Origin of the sequence: Nocardioides sp. W7 (genome assembly GCF_022919075.1) — a bacterium.
Taxonomy (GTDB): Bacteria; Actinomycetota; Actinomycetes; order Propionibacteriales; family Nocardioidaceae; genus Nocardioides.
This window is the reverse complement of sequence record NZ_CP095078.1, coordinates 3,296,480-3,314,254: the sequence shown is the minus strand read 5'-3', so window position 1 is coordinate 3,314,254 and position 17,775 is coordinate 3,296,480. Positions and strand designations below refer to the sequence as shown.

Below are 17,775 nucleotides of genomic sequence, written 5' to 3'. Positions count from 1 at the left end.
TCGTTGCCCGGCCGAGCCAGCCGCACTCCGAGCGACACGAGGTGCTTGCGGGCATCGTTTACAGCTGAACGTTCCCGTCGACCGGGGAGCCATCCTTGGCGTCTTTCGACGCGTGCGCCGACGATGCCAGTCAGATCTACGACATCTGTTCAGCGCGGCCTCATGGCCGTCTGGTAGGTGCCTGAAACGGCCCCTGACCTGAACAAACGTCTTCCGACGTCTGTCAGCGTCAGCGGCCGTCTTTCGTTGGCGCGTGTCCCCAGTGTGTCCCAGCGGCTCAGGCCCTCTCCGTGCCCCAACAACCCGTCGAGATCGAACTCGCTCGTTCTTGGTACAAGCAGCTGCCGTAGTCAGGCGCGATCTCCTCTCCCCGGGCTGACCCGGGTCCGGGTCGACACCGTCGGGCAGGCAGGTCTTTGGGGCACGTGACGGCGACCCACGCCGGCACCTCTCCCCTCGTGACGCACCTGAGCGAGAACCAGCAAAGTTGACATGGCACGTCTTGGGCCGTGCCGGTGGCACGGCACACGAGTGTGGAAGACTATTGCGTTTCTGGACGAGGGGTTCCGCATCGAACAAGGGAGACGTGGCGACGTGGAGCCTTGGCGCAGTGTCGGGGCCGCTTGGCGCGGAGGCGGGAGCATGAGGACCGGCGGCGTTGACCGCGGTCCGGTCTCGGCCCACCCTGTCGCTCAGACGGCGAGTGGGGATCGCGCCGAGACGATCGGCGGTCTCAGCGACGTGCTGGACGGCGTACGTGCTGCGCTCGGGGCCGACACGGCGACGGTGCTGGTCCTGGACGGCACCCGGTCGTTCCTGGAGCCGCTCGCGACGGTCGGCCTCGGCCGGATGCTGCACGCGGCGCGGCGAGTGCCGTTCGGACACGGGTTCGCCGGTCGCATCGCGCAGAGCCGGCAGCCCGTCGTTCTCTCCCAGGTCGACAGGTCGACGGTCATCAACCCCGTGCTGCTCGACCACGGCGTGCAGTCCCTGCTCGGCGTGCCGGTCATGGACGGCAGCGAACTGTTGGGCGTGCTGCACGTCGGCTACCTGCACGGCCACGTCGCGACCGAGGCCGAGACGAGGCTGCTCAGCCAGCACGCCGCCACACTGGGCGCCGGCCTCCACGACCGGTTCGCCGACGACGCCCACACGGCGGCGCTCACGCTCCAGCGCAGCCTCCTGCCTACCACCGTGACGGCGCCGGAGGGAATCTCGATCGCGGCACGCTACGTCCCGGCCCACGGCGACCTGGGCGGGGACTGGTACGACGTCTTCGAGCTGCCCGGCGACCGTCTCGCCATCGTGATGGGCGATGTCGCGGGCCACGGCCTGGAGGCGGCGGTCGTGATGGGCCGGCTCCGCAGCGCGCTGCGGGCCTACGCCCTGGAGCATGACGACCCCGCCGAGGTGCTCATGCGACTGGACCGCAAGATCTGCCACTTCGAGCAGGAGGTCTTCGCGACGGTCGTGCTCGGGATCGCCCACGCTCCCTACACCGAGTGGTGCCTCAGCACGGCGGGTCACCACCCTCCGGTCGTGGGCAGTCCCGGGGCGCAACCCGTGGTGGCCGCGATCCCGCAGGACCCGTTGCTGGGCTTCCAGCCCGAGACGGCTCGGCGCAGCGTGGTCATCGAGGTGCCGGCGGGCGGGTTCCTGTGCCTCTACACAGACGGGCTGGTCGAGCGCCGGCCTACCCGGGACCGCACCGTCGTCGGGGCCCTGGACGAGAACATGGTCCGGCTCGTCGACGTGCTGGGCCAGCCGGGCGACCCGGAGATGCGCTGCATCCGCGCCCTTTCAGAAGTCGTAGGCGACCAGACTGCCGAGGACGACATCGCCATCCTGGTGGCGCAGGTCGAGAAACGCGCGTGACTGGAGCGAGCCGCTTGGTTACGACATCTAGTCACGCGCGACTGACGCCCAACATGTAGGTGCCTGAAAAGCGCCCCTGCCCCACCCTGCGAAGACACGTTCCAACGTCTTCCAGCGTCAGGGATCGGAACTCGTTCGTCGGCGGCACCCGTGCGACCCACGCCATCCACCGCGCCGCTGCGACCCCCAGCACGGCGGGTCAGGGCGGGGTCCCTCGCGTGCCATCAGACATCCGACATGGTGCGCCATCGGGAAGACGCCGATGACCCTGACGGGGCTCAACCTGCGCCGACGCATCCGGCTCACCAAACCTCATCCGCGACGGGGAGGCCCGGGGCGGTGTTGCCCAGCACACTGACTAGACGGTATGACGTGACCCGGTCGCAGTGACGGGGTTGCGGGCCGGGGCCTCACTCACAAGATTCGTGGGTTACCGAGCAGGGGCCGCCTGCTCGGCCTATCCGACATTGTGGGAGGCCCCGGTGTTTACCGAGCGTACGAGCGTTGGGCTCGACGTGCACGCACGATCTGTCGCGGCAGCGGCGATCGATGGCGTCACGGGCGAGCTCGTCCAAGCGAAGCTGACCCCGTCTCATGACCACATCAGGTCCTGGGTCCAGGACCTTCCGGGGCCGGTCGCGGTGGCCTACGAGGCTGGCCCGACGGGATTCGGCCTGTCGCGGGCACTGGCCGCGGCCGGGATCCGGTGCGAGGTCGTCGCTCCGTCGAAACTGCAGCGACCTTCGGGCGATCGGGTCAAGACCGACGCCAAGGACGCGGTGCACCTGGCCCGATTGCTGCGACTCGACGAGTACGTCGCGGTGTCGGTGCCGAGCGTGGGACAGGAGAACGCCCGCGACCTGGTCCGCGCTCGGGAGGACGCTCGCGGTGACCTGATGCGGGCCCGGCACCGGTTGTCGAAACTTCTGCTGCGCCAAGGGATCGTCTACTCCGGCGGTCACGCCTGGACCACCACCCACGACGCCTGGCTACGCCGACAGCGCTTCGATGCGCCCGCGCTGCAGCTGACGTTCGAGTCCGACTACGACGCCGTGCTCGCCGTGAAAGCGCGCCGCGACCGGCTCGATGACGCGATCGCCGTGATGGCGGCGGACTCCGAGTTCACCCCGATCGTGCGCCGACTCGGCTGCCTGCGCGGGGTCAGCACCCTGACCGGGTTCGCGTTGGCCGTTGAGGTCGGTGACTGGCACCGGTTCACCGGCAACACCATCGGCTCGTTCGTCGGTCTGGTGCCGTCGGAGTACTCCTCCGGGGCGAGCCGGGTCCAGGGCTCGATCACCAAGACCGGCAACACCCACCTGCGTCGGCTGCTGGTCGAGGCCGCCTGGCACCACCGGGCCCACTATCGGCCGGGAAAGACCATGCGTGATCGCTGGGAGCTCGCATCACCAGCAGCCCGGGCCCGCGGTGACGCCGGCAACCGGCGGCTGAACGCCCGCTGGGACACCTTCCGGGCCCGTCGCAAGCGGCACGTGGTCGCCAACGTCGCGATCGCCCGCGAGCTGGCCGGCTGGTGCTGGTCCCTGGCCGTCCTCGAGGACTGACCCGAGCCCGGCCAACCCTGACTGCTTCATCGACCAACGTGGTGGAAGCAGCGCGTGGAGCGACCCGCGAAACAGCTATGAGCAGTCCGGACCAGCACAGCTGATCCGGACGACGCTCGGTCCTAGACAAGCGGTCCGCTCCTGCCGAACACCCCGTCCTGCGGTAACCAACCCGCGCATATCAGCCTGACCGCGCGTCGCCAATGACACGCTCACCACCGACGATATCGACGAAGCACGAGGCGCCCGCCCCGAACAACCGGGACGGGCGCCTCCCCCTGCCTCTTGACAGGAAGGCCCTACATATCAGCTGTGGCCCACGCGCCATGAACGACCCCACTTGGAGGCTCGCGTGTCGCGAGACGTGCTCGTCGCCGTGACGAGACCGACGAGAACAGGCGACGAGGCACGGTCCCCCTTGCGGCGGTGGTTGGCCGATCGGGCTCCGCGGCGCGAGAGTCTCAAACGGGATCTGGTCGCTGCGATACCTGACGCCATCAGCAGCGTCCCGGACGGCATGGCTGCCGGTGTCCTCGCGGGCGTCAGCCCCGTCCACGGGCCGTTCGCCAGCATCTCCGGTCCGGCCGGTGACGGGCGCCGGCCCGGGGGTGGTCACGGCCTCTGGTGAGGACCTGGAGCGCGACCTGATCTTGACCGCCACGGCGATCACGCAGACGAGCAACCGGCATGGTCAGGGTCGCGCGTGCGGCGGTGACCGCGTCCATGGCGTCGGTCTTCCCGCGACCTCGCTCACGGCGTGGCGTCGGTGCCTCGACCACTCGGTAACCGAACTCGGCGAGGGTCTCGGCGAGCACGGCCCCGTAGGAGCCGGTGCTTTCCGCAGCGACCAAGACACCGTCGAGCTCGCCGTCGGTACGCCGAGCGATCCAGTCGCGTGCACGGCCGAGGCCGTCGGCAGTCGTTGGGAACGTGGCTCATCGACCAAGGCGCCGGCCGCATCGAGGACGGCGTAGCTGTGGGCCGCGGCGTGGGTGTCGACTCCGACCACGAACCGGTAGCGCTGCCCACCGTTCAGGGGCATGATCGGCGCGCTCATGTTTGTCACTCTTGGCACTGCGATGTCTCCTTCACCTCAACCGGGGGGAAAGCGTCGTTGCCGACGTCGGCCCAGGAATGAAGTCACTACGAGGCAGGCCTGTAGCGGATCACAGCCAGCGTTTGTTTCAGCTGCACTGGTTGGACATGCTTCTCATCAAGCCATCGTGGTGGGCCAGGGCCGTCGACACCGGCCCCCGGACCTGACGGACAGATCCCAGGCAAGACACTCCGAAGAGGTCAGGCGCTTCGCGAGTCACCCCCGGTCCGGAGGACCGCCGTCAACCCTGCCAGCCAGCCCCAGGCCAGCCACCACGAACACTTACAGGCGCTTCACTCGCCCGTCTTCGTAACGCCGAACATCAACACCCGGCGGTCGATGTCGTAGAACACACTGCCGGTGTTCTTCAGGATGTCCTGGAGATTGTCTGCGTCGTCGGCACTGACGGTCAGAACCTCCTCCCACGCTCCCTGATCGAGCACGAGTTGCAGGGTCCAGATGCCGCTCTCGCCACCCTCCCCCGCCGTCCAGCTGAACTGGTAGTGCGTGAGCTGACGCACCCGCAGGCTGTCATCGGTCATCCGAACACCGTCACCACGGTCCGAGACCTTCTTCTTCGGAGGCATGACTTCTCCTGACTCTTGCGCCGTAGCGCCCGTCGCGCCGCGACTCGGTGGTGATCGGTATCCACCCGCACGGACCCCACGCCTCTCCCCCGGAAACCGACGCACTATCAGGGAAAAGCCGCCATCCCTGGCCATGTGCAATCCCCGCCCAACTGCGGCCCACCATGGCCTGCCGGACGTGCGGAATCACCATCTACCGCGCACCCCTCGAGGGCACTCGGTCGGGTCCGTCCCGGACCGGGCGTAGTGAGAAGTCGTGCTGCTCGTCTCCTCGCTTCGGTCATGGGGGCTCTCCTCCCGCAGCTTTGCCCCGTCTGCTCAACGGCCGCTGGTCTGCTTTCGACGTGTGACTGCGCCAGGCAAATGGGCCGGCAGATCCGTGGGTCGGTACTGCACGAGCAGCAGGCTTGCGTCGTCGTCGAGCTGTCCCCCCTGGTGCTGCATCAGTGACCGAATGACGCGACGCATCGTCTCCGGGGCGGGCAAGCCCGTGGCCAGGTGACGTGTCACCACCTCGACGAGTCGATCCGCACCGAAGAACTCCCCCGCTGGCGAACGCGCGTCGACCACACCGTCGGTGTAGAAGAGCACCATGTCACCGGGCTGGAGAGGCTCTGCACCCAACTGCATGCCCGTTTCGCCTAGCAGGTCGCCGAACCCGATCGGAAGCGCAGGCTCCACGTGCAACTCCTTGACCAGCCGCCCGTCGCGTAGCAGCAGCGGGCTGGGGTGTCCGGCGTTGATCCATCTGAACCCACCGGAATCGGTGTCGAGCTCAGCGATGAGACCGGTCAGGAACGCCTCACTATCGAACGCAGCGGCGATCGCAGCGTCGAGGAGACGCACCGTGCGGGTCAGACTCAGGCGGCTACGTCGGGCGTTGCGGTACGCCGCGAGGGCCAACGCGGTGAGTTGCGCGCTCGGCAGGCCGTGGCCCATGCCGTCGACGATCGCCACCTGCACGGCGTGGGAATCCACGGCGTAATCAAAGGTGTCGCCACCGACCGTGTACGCCGGTTCGAGACCGCCGCTGATCGTGACACGGGGGTTGCCGAACGAGAGCGGCGGCAGCATCGACCACTGCATCTCCGCTGCCAGACCCATCTCGCCAGTGCGACGCAGCCGCACGATCGTGTCGCCGTACAGAGACTTGGCCGTCACCAACCCCGCGGCGACGGCGGAGAACAGCTGCAGCCGCTCGCGCAACGCCCCACCGTCGGCCTCTAGCGAACCGGGACTGGACACCGTGACCGAGACCAGTCCGAGACGCTCCATGCCATCAATCAACGGCAGCCACACCCGCCAGCGTGAGTCCCCCTCGACAAGTTGCTGGGTGATCATCTCGACGTGCTGGTACGCCCGACCAGCCAACGTCGAATCCACCGCGAGCGACTCGACATGATGGTCGAGGCCCGCACCGTTCGAGCTGAGGAATGGATTCAGGACACGCTGCTGCAGGTCAGCCAGATACACCACGACGGGCGCCACCCCGAGGGCCAGCCCGTACTCCTCGAACAGGTCCGGGAGCTGGTAGTCGCCAGCCAGGAGTGCATCCTGCAGCAACCGAGTTGACGCTCGCTCACCGTCGTTCAGACTCATCTGAACTCCTCAGCCGTCTAGATCATCCCAAACCGGTACCCGAGCACGCTCCAACCACGTTGCTTGGCCGTCGCGGATCGACAACACTCAACTCCGCCCCTCGAAAGGCCGGTTTGACTACGTGTCGCCGCGGAGCGCGGCGGACACCGTCTCGGGCACGTCAGCTGGAAACGGGAGAAGGATGGCGCCGCGATCGGTGTCTGCGCTGCCCGACGGCTGATCGGTTCCCGACGACTGCCAGGTCTCGCACCTATCGCTCGGATGGTTCCTCTAGCGCGGACTCGTGAACTGCTGCGGTCGTCGCGCAGGACGTTTCCCGGGTTGGGCCTTCGGCTCGTTAGTCGAACACATCGCAGCAGACGTCGATGTCGGCCAGAGTCTTCAGGCTCCAGGCCGGCGCTGCGCGCATGTCAACGAGTCGGCCAGCCGGTCATGATTCGCCCGGGTCTCTGCCTTCGCGGGCGCGGATGATCTCCCGGGCCAGCTCGACGGCGCTGACTCCCGCTCGGGCTGCTGCCTCCCGCAGCCGTGCCTCAGCGGTGTCGACATCCAGTCCGAGTTGAGCGGCGAGAATGCCCTTGGCTACTTCGACGATGCTCTGCTCCCGCACCAGACGCGGCGCCGCTTGGGCTTCGCTCCGCGTCGTGAAGGGAAGGTCAACGTTGGTCATCGCCCCCGTGGCCCAGGCACCGAAGATTCCGGCCAGCTCGTCGTGGAGTCCGACGAAGGCGCGGGGAGACGCCGCGTAGAGGTTCACCGTTCCGACAACCCGACCGTCTCCCGGATCGAGGCCGACGACCGGCAACGTCAGCGTGGTCCGTACGCCGTGTGCGGCGGTAGCAGCGGCGAACAGGTGCCAGCGTTCTTCGTCCAACACATCGTCGTTGTCGAACTCATGGACCTGCTCGTCGTAAGCGCCGGCCACGCACGGTCCACCCGCGACGTACTGGACGGCGTCGAGGACGGCGACCTCCTCGTCGCTCGCGACCAGGGTGAAGGTCACCCCCTGATCGAGTCGGGCGACGCTCAGGCCGACCAGACTGGGTACGACCCCCTTCGCTCGACTCGCCAACCGGGCGAGATGGTCGAGCGGCTCCACAGCGTCAAGGGACGGATCGAGTTCGTTGGCCGCCTCGACCGTCTCGCGAATCGGCTCCATCGGTGCCACGGCAGTGCATCTCCCATTCACAGTCCGCTTGCACACGTTCTTCGCTCGTGCGGTCAAGCAGTACCCAGGTCTGCCGCAAAGATGACGACAGGCCGCGCCAATATCACGCGCACATCGGTCGCACTTCCGTGACGGGTGTCTATGCTGTCAAGATGTCCGGGGAACCGGTGCGCCCGCTGCGCATCGCGATCGCCGCCGACCACGAAATCACCGTGGCCGGCCTAGCCGCAGTGCTCGCACCGTACGGGGACCGAGTACACACCTTGGAGATCGACTGGTCGAAGGCGACACACGACCACCTCATGAACCGCGACCTCGACATCGTTCTCTACGACCCCTTCAGCCACACCCACGCCTTCGACGCCGACGTCCGAGTGACGGTGGGAACCACGGTCAAGCGCGTGGTCTTCAGCTGGAGTCTCGAAGCCGAACTCATCTCCCGTGTCCTCAGCACCGGTGCAGCCGGCTTTATCGCCAAGTCGCTGAGCGCGGAGGAGATCGTCGACGCATTGGAGCGGATCCATGCGGGAGAGACGGTCGTGGCTCCGGCGGGCCTCGTCCCAGCCGGCCCCGTGAACCGAACTGGAGAAGCCTGTCTACTCAGTCAACGCGAGGCCGAGGTCGTAGCTCTCATCGCGCTAGGGCTGAGCAACCAGCAGATCGCCGACCGGCTCTACCTCAGCATCAATTCGGTGAAGACCCACATCCGGCTCGCCTACAAGAAGATCGGTGTGTCCCGACGGTCGCACGCCGTCGCCTGGGCGCTGTCGAACGGTGTCGTCTCCGGCGACACCGTTCGACACGTCGTCCAGTCCGCCAGCGACCTTGGCGGCACCGGCACGCCAAGCCAAACGGTGCGACACGGCCGCAGGCCAACGGCCGACTCAGGTCCCACAGTGCACTAGTCACTTGGCGACTCCAGGTCCGCGGCCGCCCGGACCGCACCGTGGTGACACCGGGATTCTCGGTACCGGTCCTGTTCCCCGAATCTATCCCGAGGCCGCGCTTGGCGGGATCGACGGCGCTGGTGCAAGTTCCGGACCGGGCGAGTGACTCCGTGGTGCACCGGCTGGGGCAGAGCTCCTCGAAGCGCCACTGCGCAGGTGACCGCGGCTATGGGACGGCCGCCCAACCTCGCAAGGACGAGCGGCCTGATCCATCGCCGGTGAGTCAGGGGCGACGGTCTTGGACATCACCCTCGACCTCGATCTGCTCCTTCCGCACGTCCTCGCTCACGGTCTCCTCGTCGACCGTCGTCTCGGTGCCGAGGCGGACTCGCTCCACCGGCTCGGTCACCTTCTGGGCCACGACCTTCTCCTCGTGTAGCACGACCTCGTGCTCCTCCTCGGAAATCTCAGGGCCGTCGAGGGCGTCGCCGCGGTTCGCGTCGGTGATCGGCTCTCGCTCGACGACGGCGTGCTCCTTGGTGACGGGCACGGTGCGCGTCTCGGTTTCGGTGGTGACGTACTTGCGCAGTCGAGCTCGGCCGGCCTCACGTTCCGAGGTGCCAACTTCGAGATGCTCTTCGGAACGGGTCAGGGCTGCATCGGTTTCCGGACCAGAGGTGTCGTGCCCGCCCGAGGCCACCCCGGGAGAGGCGACGTCGTCGTAGGTGCCGGTCGTCTGGGTGCCGGTCGTCTGGGTGCCCAGCCCGTAGTAGGCGTAGAGCCGCTCCTCGTCGCCCTGATCGAGGTGCCCGCTGTCCAGGTCGACGGTCGGGGCGTCCTTGACCTTGTCCTTGCTGAAGGGGACCTTCAGGTCGGATCCGACCAGCTCGGCGTCCGACACGGGGACGAACGATTCGCTCGTCCCGAAGAAGCCGGTGTTGACGGTGATGAACTCGGGCCGGCCCGTCTGGTCGTCGAGGAAGAGTTGCCCCACCTTGCCGATCTTGTTGCCGTCGACATCGTAGGCGGTTGAGCCGACGATGTCGCGGCTCTGAGTCTCGGTGATCATCTGTGTGTCCTCTCCTAGTGCGAGTCGTTCACGTGACCCCGAATCGGTAGCCGTGGCCCTGCGTCGTATGCACGACACGCCCGGGCTCAGAAGAATGACCCGAACAGGTGACGCTGGTCCTGCCCCGTCGCCAGTGCCGCCGTTCGAGCATCAGACAGAGGCCGTGGAACGGGCGGCCGACGAGTCGTGCAGGGTCAAGTGGTGGCGGAGTCGTCTCGATCCGTCACTTCGACACCGTCATCACCCTCGACGGTGACGTGCTCGCGACGCAGCTCGGTGCGCAGCGTGTGCTCATCGATGACGGTGTGCTTGCGGACGATGACCCGCTCCCGGACGACCAGCTTCTTGGTCACCACCAGGACCTCCTCGAAGACAGGGATCGACACCGAGCCGTCCGCCAGGGTCTCGACCTCGCCCGAGTCCTCCACCGCGGCCGGCACCCGTTCGGAGGCGCCTGCATGCTCCACACCGCGGGTGACGACCTGCTCGACCGGGAGCGTCTCGACGTGCTTGCGCACCCGGACCCGGCCGCCCTCCTGCAGCTCTGTCCCGGTCTCGAGTCGCTCCTCGTGGCGGACGACGTCGGCCTCGCTCGCGTCGCTCTGCTCGGGCTGGCCAGCCTGGTCGGTCATCGTGCCTCCTCCGCAGTGATTCCTCCGTCGTGACGGCGGACCTCTCGCCGGGTCTGGACTACCTCGACCGTGTCTGAGTCGTGGCTTCGCTGGCCGAGTCGGCCCCCCAGCCACCCGCCGAGCAGCATGAGCGCGAGGGCGATCACGCCGGTGATGATTGCGGCAGCGCTGGTGGCGTCGGATCTGAACCAATCTGGCAATCCGACCTGGTCCCGAACGTCGGCCTTGTCGCCGACCGCCGCCAAGGCCGTCAGCAGGGCGGCGAGCACGACCAGCCACACGGCGGCGAGCAAGCCGTGCAGGGCTCCCCGGCGCCGGGCAATCCTGCCGGCGACCCACCCGCCGACGAGGCAGGAGAGGAACAGCACAACCAGGCCGGCGACCAGGCCGGCGATGGAGAGGTCCTGGCCATCGACGCCGCGCTGGAAGCCGATGCTGCCCACGGCACCGACCAGGCTCGACAGCAGGGCGAAGGTGCCGAGGGCGGCAAGAGCGCCGGCCAGGGTCGCAGGTACGTCAAGGCTCCGGGGCCGTGAGGCACCGACGACGTCCTGATGCTCTGCGCTGCGGTAGACCACCTGCTCGTCGGCCGGTCGGGAAATGGTGCCCGGGGTCCTGGGCGGGGCACTCCGGGCGCTGCTGCCGTCGTTGTCGGTCATGGTGTGCTCCTCGGTAGGCGTGCTGCGCGGTACCCGCCCAGGGCGGCGCCAAGCGCACGATCCAGCCGGAGGAATCGAGGGCAGAACCGCTCTCCTTGCCCCTGGACCACCATCTCGGCCCATCTGGCGAACGCCTCACCGCGCTCGCCTCGGCTGGATTGCGATATTCGTGAGACTCGTGGGCGGGACCGGCATCGGTTCGCCCACCGGCGCGAGGTCCACCGTTCTGAGGAAAGGGACGTTGCGTTTCCTGCCACGGGGTACCACTTCAGCCCTTGCCAGGGAGGAAGCTCATGAGAGAGCGGGCGAATAGCGGGTCTCGGCGTGATGGTGAGACCGAAGCCGATGCGGTGCGAGTTCGCCCGTGGGGTGCGGTCGAGCCTCCTGACTCGGGGCTCGCTCGCGGCGCGGATGACCCACCTCCGAGACGGTCGACAGCCGACAACACTCCGTTGTCTCGGCACTGGCCGACGTCGCGCGCAACCTCCCCGACGGCCAGATCGCCCAGCTCGTCGAGGCCATCTCCACCGCCCCCGCCAACAACTGAGCCAGCGGCCCTATCGCGGCGCTGCGCAACCGGCCCGCCCGGACAGCCCGGCGAGAACCCGCACCAGCCGGCCGCGCTCTACGGATCGAGGCGGACGAGATGGCCGTCGCCACGGTGTTTCCCTGCTTGTGGTTCAACAGCACCGCAAAGGAGGCAGCCGACTTCTACGTGACGCTGATGCCGCACAGCCATGTGGACAGGGTGTGGCGCTCACCGACACACAAGGCCGGACCGGAGGCCACGGTGCTGACCGTCGACTTCACCGTCGCAGGGCAGCGGCTCCCAGGGCTGAACGGTGGACCGCACTTCTCGCTCAGCGAAGCCGTCGTGCACGTCTTGCAGTTCGACGTCGTGATGAGCCTTGGCCCAGTCGTCGCCCTAGGCCCGCCCAGACCCGCAAGGTCACCGAATTGATGGTGAAATTGTGGCTAATACGGCTATCCCACTTCAAATGCAGAACCGCCCCTGACCTGCGTTTCCGCAGGTCAGGGGCGGTTTGTCGGTCGGGATGACAGGATTTGAACCTGCGACCTCTGGAGGAATCGAGGCGCTACCGAACAGTCACGATCACGACCGGAAACAGCGGATTCCCTTGAACGATAGGGAATCTGGGGTCTCGGACGGTGCTCATCATACTCGTCAGATGACGAATTCTCACGACCAATTGTGGAGGGTAAGTGGAGGATCGTGAAGTCCTCGGACTCCCCCGCCCCAGTGAATGCGACCATCGCCGTCGCCCGACACAGCAGTGCCTACAACGTCCGGCGGGCACACGTCTAGGTCATGCTCCCATGGGCCTACTGAGTTGTGACCATCTTGGCCACCGACACGTGGTGACCATGAGGCACAGTGAATCTCAGGAGGCGGACGACGCTGTGCTGTCTGTGTTGGACTACGGCCTCCCGACGATGGTCTGTTTTGAAGCGTTGCCGACAGCTGAGGCGACTGCCGAGTTTCCCCACTTTCCAGTGCCGTCGCCTGCTGTCTCGACACGGGCGATATGACGCGGGCATGGACGATCTCTTGCGACTTGGGATCTCAGCAACACGGAGCGCGTGTCACCCAACGTCCCTCGACTGCCGCCCAGGCGGGGGCTTCCGGACGAGGTTGGATCAGGCACGCCCCCACGGTGCGCGGAACGAGATCAGGTGAGCTCGTGCCGCAGCGTCACCGGTGCCGCAGGAACCAGTATCCGCGCAGCCAAGTCCGCACGGTGCGAGCACAGGCGGCCGGCTCCCCTGCCGCCAGTTCGGTGGCAGAGCCGACAGGACGCAAGGCGCTGGTGCACCGCTGAACGACCACGAGGCACCCTGACTCGTGCCAACAGGATCCGCGGAGGGGGCAGCCAGTCATGCGGAGAAGCAACGCGTCGGGCGTACTCAGCACGGGCTCGCGCAGCGCCGCGACGATCTGGTCAGCAGCGGTGGCACAGCGACTGACGCCACACACCGCCACTACGGTCAGATCGCTCCCTGTCATGAGACCTCCTGGATGTAAGACCTCGAGGTCACTCGACCCGATGTCCTGGTGGAGACAAAGGCGACCGTCTCGCAAGCCGCGCCCCGACGCCCCCGGATGAGCAACACCCAGGGTCGCCGGAGCGCGATTGATGCGGTCAGCGGCGGGTGACCCGCAGCTTCCGTAACTTACTGGTCGAGGCCGCGTGGTGCTCGTCCCCGCCGAACCGGATCCGGACGCTGTGCCGTCCGGCGCTCAGCCGGGGCAGGCGGACGACGACGCGCCCGTTGCGAAGCGAGGCGGCGGCGACCTTCTTGCCGTCCACGAGCACCCGGACCTTGCCGGTCGGCGTGCCGACGCCCGCGACCTTCACCATCGCGCGGGCCCGCACCGTGGTCCGGACCCGCTTCTTCAGCGTCAGCGCGACCCGAGCGCGGGCTTTGGCGATCGTGACGCGCGCGGCTGCCGAGGACGACGGCGCCTGGGCGGCGTCGTCGGCCGGGACGAAGCTGGCCACGACCTGGTGGGCCCCCGGGGCAAGTCGAGCCGGGAGTGCGACGCTGGCGCGGCCCTGGCCATCGAGGGTGTGCGCACCGAGCCCGGTGCCGTCCACGGAGACCGACACCCGCCCGGCGGCCGCGCCGGACGCGGTGGTGACGGTGACGTCGGCGCGACTCGGAGTGGCGCCGTACCGCTGGCTGGTCTGGCTGAGCCGGACGACGGTGCTCGTCGCAGCCACCGGTGCCGCCGGCCCGACCGACAAGACGATCGGAGCCGACTCGGCCAGGACGGCGTGGTCGGCATTGAACAGTCGGGCGACGACCTCGGCGCCCTGCAGGTCGGCGGTGATCGGCAAGGTCGCGTCGGCGGCCCGCGTGCCGTCGATCCAGGTGTAGAACTCCTCGCCCGGCTTCCGCACGTACCAGTGGTAGTGGTCGTCGGCGGTCTGCGGGCTCTGGGTCGAGGTCAGCGCGGCCGTCTCACCCACCTGGTACGACGCCCGGTCGGTCGTCGCGGTGAGCACGGTCGTCGGCTCGAGCGTGTCGACGCTGAGGGTGACTGGGGCTGACTCCGCCACCACCTCGTGGTCATCGCCGTAGAGCTTGGCGACGACCTGGGCGCCGTCCCAGACGGTCGAGGTGGGCAGCTTCAGCTCGTTGGTCGCCGAGCGGTTGCTGATGACGTACTCGGCCTGGCCGGCCCCCTTGACGAACCAGTGATAGTGGTCGAGGTCGGTGGCGGCGTCCGGGGTCGCGGTCAGGGTGATGCCCTGGCCGTACAGGTACTCCGCGCTCGGCTTGTTGGCGGTGACGCCGAGGCCGAGGCCGGGCGCGACGACCGGGTCGCCGACGCGGAGGTGATAGGTCGCCGTGTCGCCGCTCAGGGTGCCGCCGGTCGTCGTGGCGGCCGTCGGCGTGACGGAGAACGTGTACTCACCAAGCTCGGAGAAGGACCACTCCGTGTGCACGTGGGCGTTGCGGGCGATCGGGATGGTGTCCGGCCCCGCGTCACTCGTGTCGATGTAGTGGTTGATGGGAGAGCCGAAGGCGTTCGACTGATACGAGTGCACCTCGCCCGGACCCTCGATCGCGACGTCGAGCTTGACAGCGTCGGCAGCGGTCGAGACCTGGGTGCCTGCGGGCAGGGTGCCCACCAGGCGCTCGGTGCTCCACCCCGGCCAGGGCAGATCAGGGTTCTGGCTGAACGGGAGCAGGTAGACGGTGTCCCCGGGCTCGCCGAGGAACGAGTAGGCCGGGATGTCGGGCACGGTGGTGGCGGAGAGCTCCTCGTCCACCGCGACCGTGACCGTGCTCGGGTCGCGGAAGACCTTCGCGGCGCCGGTGTCGTCGCCGACCGCGAGCCTCAGCTTGCCGGCGACCTGGTCGTAGGTGACGTCGAAGAGGTCGATGTGGCCCTGGGTCAGCACGACCTCGCGGTCGGCTGCGGAAGCAGCAGAGCCGGAGGCCGCGAGCACCGTGGCCGCCCCGACCACGCTGGCCAGGGAGGTGATGAGCAGACGCTTCACAGGTTTCCTTTCACGGAGTGGAGACCCCACCTCAGCATAATTGAGAATGATATTCAATCTCAATAACCGAATCGGAGGACGCGGAGGAGCACTCCGTGTCGCGGCGCGAGCAACCAGGCGACGAGGAACGCGCCGGTCAGCACGAGCACGATGGTCGCGCCGACTGGGAGGTCCCAGGACCAGGACAGGTAGAGCCCTACGAACGCGGCCACACTGCCGATGACGGGCGCGAGGCTCATCATCACGGTGAGCCGGTCGGTGAGCAGCCGAGCGGTCGCGGCAGGCGCGACGAGCAGGGCGAGCACGAGGACGTTGCCGATGGTCTGCACCGAGATGACCACGGCGAGCGTCACCAGGACGTAGAGCGTCAGGTCGTACCAGAAGACGCGCAGGCCGAGCGCGCGCGCCATCTCCCGGTCCAGGGTGACGGCGACCAGCTGCGGGTGCAGCGCGAGTACGACGGCCAGCACCCCGAGTCCGGCGAGCGCAACGACGACCAGGTCGCGGTCGGGGATGCCGGCGATGGAGCCGAAGAGGAACTGCTCGAGCGACCCGGCGTACCCGGGCGCCCGGGAGATGATCACGACGCCGAGGGCGAACGCGCCGACGAAGAAGATCCCGATGACGGAGTCCTCCCGCAGTCGGCGCGTCTGCGAGAACACCGCGATGAGTACGGCGGTGACGACCCCGGCCACGGTCCCGCCGACGATCAGGTTGCCGGACACGACGAAGGCCACCGCCAGGCCCGGGAAGACGGCGTGCGCGACGGCGTCGCCGATGAACGCCATGCCGCGCAGGACGACGTAGCAGCCCACGACACCGCAGACGATCGACGACATGACGGCGACGGCCAGCGCCTTGGGCAGGAACCGCAGGTCGGGGTTGAACAGGTCGGAGAGGAAGTCCTGGATCGGCATCAGGCCGCCCCCAGCACCCGCAGCAGCGGACTGCCCTCGGCTATACCGAACGTGCTGGTCCACAGCGTCGGGTCCCGCAGCTCGGACGCGGGTCCGGCAGCGACGACGCGCCGGTTGAGCAGCGCCACTCGATCACAGGAGTACAACGCGGACACGATGTCGTGGGTGGTCATCAGCACTGCCCGGTCCTGCCGGGCGAGGTCGGTGAACAGCTCCAGGAGGATGTCCTGGGTCGGCATGTCGAGGCCGGTGAACGGCTCGTCGAGCAGCAGCACGCTCGGCTCCAGGACCAGCGCCCGGGCCACGAGCACCCGCTGCCGCTGGCCGCCGGACAGCTCACCGACCGGCCGCTCGCGCAGGTCGGTCATCCGCACCAGGTCCAGCACCCGGCCGACCGTCCGCCAGGCCTCCACCCCCGGTCGGTGCAGCAGTCCGTGCCGGGCGACCAGCCCGGACATCACCACTCGCTCCACCGAGATCGGGAAGTCCCAGGCGAACTCGGTGCGCTGGGGCACGTAGCCGATCCCGGCCTGGCGCGGCCGGACGACCCGCCCGTCCACGCGCACCGATCCGGCCCGCGTCCGGAGCAGCCCGAGCACGCTGCGCACGAGGGTGGTCTTGCCGGCGCCGTTGGGACCGATCAGGCCCACGAGCTCTCCGCGGTCCACGCTCAGGTCGACCCCCTCGAGGACCGGCCGGCCCCCGAGGTCGACGTGCAGGCCCGCGATCTCCAGCGCCGTCGGACGGGTGCTCACCTCTCCCCCGGCTCGGTCAGTGCCCGCCGCCGTGCGGCGCGACCGCGGACGGCGACCACCACGACCGCCAGGACCAGCAGGAGGGCGACGCCGACGCCGGCGAGCAGGACTGGGGTCGCCGAGTCGTCCTCCTCGGTCGTGTCACCGGCGTCCTCGCTCGCGGTCGCCGCGGCGGCCGGCGTCGGGGCGGCGGTCACCGGGACCGCGTCGTAGGCCTCGTCGACGGAGACGTCGTCGCCCACGGCCAGGCGGATGGTGCCGGTCGCCGACGCAGTGGTGCCGTCGACGAGGTCGGCGCTGGCCTCGACGGTCACGAGGTAGACGCCGGGTCGGGTGAAGACCCAGTTGGCGTGGGTGTGGGTGTTGACGTCGACCCACAGGGGCTGTGCCTCGGCGAGCGTCGAGTCCCAGAGGACGTCGGGCTCGCCGAAACCGCCGTCTTGGAGGTAGACCACCAGCTCGCCGGGGCCCTCCGCGTCGACGAGGCTGAGCTTCACGCCCCGGTCGACGGTCTCCATGACCTGCGGGTCCTGGGTGTTCCAGCCGATCCAGACGATCTCCTGGTCCTGGGTCTGCGGGACGACGTACACCTCCTGACCGGGCTCGGCACCCAGGAAGGAGTACGCCGGGTCGTCCGGCACCTGCTGGACCGCCGCGTCGTGCACCCGCAGCACGGTGCGGTCGAGGGCGCGCCAGACCGATCCCGCCGTCGCGGTGTCGTCGTGGACCATCAGCGACCAGGCTCCGCCTTCGTCGTAGCGCGGTCCGAGGTCGACGTGACCGAGGCCGAGCTCGGCCCGGTCGGTGGCCACCCGCTGCTCCTCGTCGATCTGCTGGTTCAACTCGTCACCCGCCGCCGCCGGAGCGGCGGTCAGGGCGAGCAGGACGGCGGCGGCAGCGCTCGCCCGGGTGGTTCGTCTCATCGGGGTTCCTTG

13 protein-coding genes and 1 pseudogene are annotated in these 17,775 nt (G+C 68.4%); 4 read left to right on the top strand and 10 right to left on the bottom strand.

Annotated elements, in window-relative coordinates; translation table 11 throughout:
- Positions 1 to 642: 642 nt before the first annotated feature.
- Positions 643 to 1,875 (top strand): GAF domain-containing SpoIIE family protein phosphatase, encoded by a 1,233-nt coding sequence (locus MUB56_RS15730; RefSeq protein WP_244927953.1) that lies wholly within the window; start codon positions 643 to 645, stop codon positions 1,873 to 1,875.
- 515 nt (positions 1,876 to 2,390) lie between these two features.
- The gene (locus MUB56_RS15725; RefSeq protein WP_244927952.1) at positions 2,391 to 3,440 is read left to right on the top strand and encodes an IS110 family transposase; all 1,050 of its coding nucleotides are present in this window, start codon (positions 2,391 to 2,393) and stop codon (positions 3,438 to 3,440) included.
- A gap of 1,389 nt (positions 3,441 to 4,829) precedes the next feature.
- Here the strand turns inward: MUB56_RS15725 and MUB56_RS15720 are convergent.
- From MUB56_RS15720 to MUB56_RS15710, 3 genes are all read right to left on the bottom strand, one after another.
- Positions 4,830 to 5,123 (bottom strand): hypothetical protein, encoded by a 294-nt coding sequence (locus MUB56_RS15720; RefSeq protein WP_244927951.1) that lies wholly within the window; start codon positions 5,121 to 5,123, stop codon positions 4,830 to 4,832.
- A gap of 318 nt (positions 5,124 to 5,441) precedes the next feature.
- A complete protein-coding gene (locus MUB56_RS15715) occupies positions 5,442 to 6,722 on the bottom strand; it encodes a PP2C family protein-serine/threonine phosphatase (RefSeq protein WP_244927950.1) in 1,281 nt (426 codons plus the stop codon).
- A gap of 430 nt (positions 6,723 to 7,152) precedes the next feature.
- On the bottom strand, positions 7,153 to 7,881 hold the full coding sequence (locus MUB56_RS15710; RefSeq protein ID WP_244932424.1) for an ANTAR domain-containing protein: 729 nt from the start codon (positions 7,879 to 7,881) through the stop codon (positions 7,153 to 7,155).
- A 161-nt stretch (positions 7,882 to 8,042) separates the two neighbouring features.
- Here MUB56_RS15710 and MUB56_RS15705 point away from each other — a divergent pair, with 161 nt between their 5' ends.
- Positions 8,043 to 8,795, top strand: a complete 753-nt coding sequence (locus tag MUB56_RS15705) for a response regulator transcription factor (RefSeq protein ID WP_244927949.1) — start codon at positions 8,043 to 8,045, stop codon at positions 8,793 to 8,795.
- A gap of 265 nt (positions 8,796 to 9,060) precedes the next feature.
- On the opposite strand, the gene MUB56_RS15700 is transcribed toward MUB56_RS15705, so the two are convergent.
- The 3 genes and pseudogenes from MUB56_RS15700 to MUB56_RS15690 all read right to left on the bottom strand — a co-directional run bounded on the left by MUB56_RS15700 (position 9,061) and on the right by MUB56_RS15690 (position 11,137).
- Positions 9,061 to 9,846 carry a PRC and DUF2382 domain-containing protein gene (locus MUB56_RS15700; RefSeq protein ID WP_244927948.1) on the bottom strand — a complete coding sequence of 262 codons (786 nt, stop codon included), beginning with the start codon at positions 9,844 to 9,846 and terminating at the stop codon, positions 9,061 to 9,063.
- Between the two features lie 194 nt (positions 9,847 to 10,040).
- Positions 10,041 to 10,427: pseudogene (locus MUB56_RS15695) on the bottom strand (DUF2382 domain-containing protein); the annotation flags it as partial.
- Positions 10,428 to 10,474: 47 nt separating this feature from the next.
- Positions 10,475 to 11,137, bottom strand: a complete 663-nt coding sequence (locus MUB56_RS15690; protein WP_244927947.1) for a YrzE family protein — start codon at positions 11,135 to 11,137, stop codon at positions 10,475 to 10,477.
- A 646-nt stretch (positions 11,138 to 11,783) separates the two neighbouring features.
- Here MUB56_RS15690 and MUB56_RS15685 point away from each other — a divergent pair.
- Positions 11,784 to 12,098, top strand: coding sequence for a VOC family protein (locus MUB56_RS15685; protein ID WP_244927946.1), 315 nt, complete (start codon positions 11,784 to 11,786; stop codon positions 12,096 to 12,098).
- 1,201 nt (positions 12,099 to 13,299) lie between these two features.
- Here MUB56_RS15685 and MUB56_RS15680 read toward each other — a convergent pair.
- Genes MUB56_RS15680 through MUB56_RS15665 form a run of 4 tightly spaced genes read right to left on the bottom strand, consistent with a single transcriptional unit; the run spans position 13,300 to position 17,763 of the window.
- Complete coding sequence (locus MUB56_RS15680) at positions 13,300 to 15,168, bottom strand: choice-of-anchor M domain-containing protein (RefSeq protein ID WP_244927945.1); 1,869 nt, start codon at positions 15,166 to 15,168, stop codon at positions 13,300 to 13,302.
- 59 nt (positions 15,169 to 15,227) lie between these two features.
- Positions 15,228 to 16,088 carry an anchored repeat-type ABC transporter permease subunit gene (locus MUB56_RS15675; protein ID WP_244932423.1) on the bottom strand — a complete coding sequence of 287 codons (861 nt, stop codon included), beginning with the start codon at positions 16,086 to 16,088 and terminating at the stop codon, positions 15,228 to 15,230.
- Complete coding sequence (locus MUB56_RS15670) at positions 16,085 to 16,840, bottom strand: anchored repeat-type ABC transporter ATP-binding subunit (RefSeq protein ID WP_244927944.1); 756 nt, start codon at positions 16,838 to 16,840, stop codon at positions 16,085 to 16,087. The genes MUB56_RS15675 and MUB56_RS15670 overlap by 4 nt, the downstream gene beginning before the upstream one ends.
- A complete protein-coding gene (locus tag MUB56_RS15665) occupies positions 16,837 to 17,763 on the bottom strand; it encodes a choice-of-anchor M domain-containing protein (protein WP_244927943.1) in 927 nt (308 codons plus the stop codon). Before MUB56_RS15665 ends, MUB56_RS15670 begins: the two co-directional genes overlap by 4 nt.
- Between the last annotated feature and the right edge of the window lie 12 nt (positions 17,764 to 17,775).